The organism is Actinomadura sp. NPDC000929 (assembly GCF_040492065.1).
Taxonomy (GTDB): Bacteria; Actinomycetota; Actinomycetes; order Streptosporangiales; family Streptosporangiaceae; genus Spirillospora; species Spirillospora verrucosospora.
On the sequence record NZ_JBEUPA010000326.1, the window covers coordinates 1 to 1,722 of the forward strand.

Genomic DNA, 1,722 nt, shown 5'->3' on the forward strand with positions numbered 1-1,722 from the left:
CACCATGACCTCGTCGACGCCGGGCCGGGCGCACCGGACGCTCCGGCCGGCGCGTCCGGGGACGCGACGACCGCCCCGGACTCGGCCAAATCTTCGTCAGAGGCCGGCAACGGCACGCCCGATTCCGGAACAGAAGGTCTGGAATCCGGCATAACGGCCACGGTGTCCGGCGAGTCCATTAAGGGCGCGCCCGAAACCGGTTCACAAGTTCGTCCGGAATCGAGGGACACGCCGGACGACGCGCCCGGAGAGAGTGCGGAGGCGGGTCGCGGACGCGGCCGCGGGTTGTGGACGCTGGCGCGCCGAAACCCGGTCTTCAGTGTGATCATTGCCATAGCGGCGCTTCTCCGCCTGGTGGCGATGCTCGGCTACCAGCCGGTGATGTTCTTCAACGACAGCTTCGACTACCTGAACGTCGCGATGGACCCGTATCCGCACCCGCTGCGGCCCGACGGGTACTCGTTCCTGCTGCTCGTCCTCAAGCCGTTCCACAGCTTCGCGCTGGTCGCCGGGCTCCAGCACCTCATGGGCCTGGCCATGGGCGTGATGATCTACGCGCTGCTGCGGCGCCGGTTCGGGCTGCCCGGCTGGGGCGCCGCGCTGGCGGCCGCGCCGGTCCTGCTGGACGCCTACCAGCTCCAGCTCGAACACCTGGTGCTGTCGGACACGACGTTCACCTTCCTGGTGATGTGCGCGGTCACGCTGCTGCTGTGGCGCGACCAGCCGTCCTGGAAGATCGCCGCGGGGGTCGGGCTGATCGTCGGGATGGCGTGGCTGACCCGCTCGGTCGGGATGCCGGTGCTCCTCGGCGTGCTGGTGTACATGCTGGTCCGGCGCAGCGGCTGGCGGCTCATGGCCGTCACGCTGGCCGCCTGCCTGCTGCCGGTGCTGGGCTACATGGGCTGGTACAAGGCGGAGAGCGACAAGTTCGCGATCACCGAGAGCAACGGGATCTTCCTGTACGCCCGGGTCTACAAGTTCGCCGACTGCCACCGGATGAAGGACCTGCCGGTCAGCGAGTACCCGCTGTGCACCGAGCCCGCGAACCGGCTGCCGAACTCGCAGGACGGCATCTGGAACGCCCGCTCCCCGCTCAACCGCTACACCGGCACGCGTTTCAGCCCCGAGAACAACAAGCTCGGCAACGACTTCGCCAAGCGGGCCATCGTCGCCCAGCCGCTCGACTACTCGCGGGTCGTCGCCCACGACTTCTTCCGCGTCTTCCAGTGGAAGCGCACGGTGTTCCCCGACCCGGCGACGTACGCGCAGTACGAGTTCGAGAAGAAGAGCCGGCCCCTGCCCGACTGGCACATGCCCGGCGGCGGGACGGCCGCCCAGGACGCGCGCGGCTACGAGCGCGGCAACGCCCGCACGCAGGTCGTCGAGCCGTTCGCCGGGGCCGCCCGCGGCTACCAGGACGTCTTCTACCTGCGCGGCACCATGGTCGGCGCCATCCTGCTCCTCGGCCTGGCCGGGCTGGTCCCGCTGTGGCGCCGGTTCGGCGGCGAGGCGCTGCTGCCGTGGACGCTCGCCACGGGGCTGCTGCTCGCGCCCGCGGCCACCGCCGAGTTCGACTACCGGTACGTGCTGCCCGCCGTCCCGCTGGCGGCGCTCGCCGCCGGGCTGGCGGATCCCCGGCGTGAACCCGGGTACGCAAACTCATCTCCACATGCGGGGACTGTTCGCCGGAACATTCAGGTTCCCGTGACCTGCGTCACACGA

General features: G+C 70.0%; 1 protein-coding gene. It reads left to right on the plus strand.

The window, feature by feature from the left end:
- Positions 1 to 321 precede the first annotated feature (321 nt).
- The coding region (locus ABWI04_RS42680; protein ID WP_353835976.1) for a hypothetical protein at positions 322 to 1,722 on the plus strand (1,401 nt) is incomplete at its 3' end.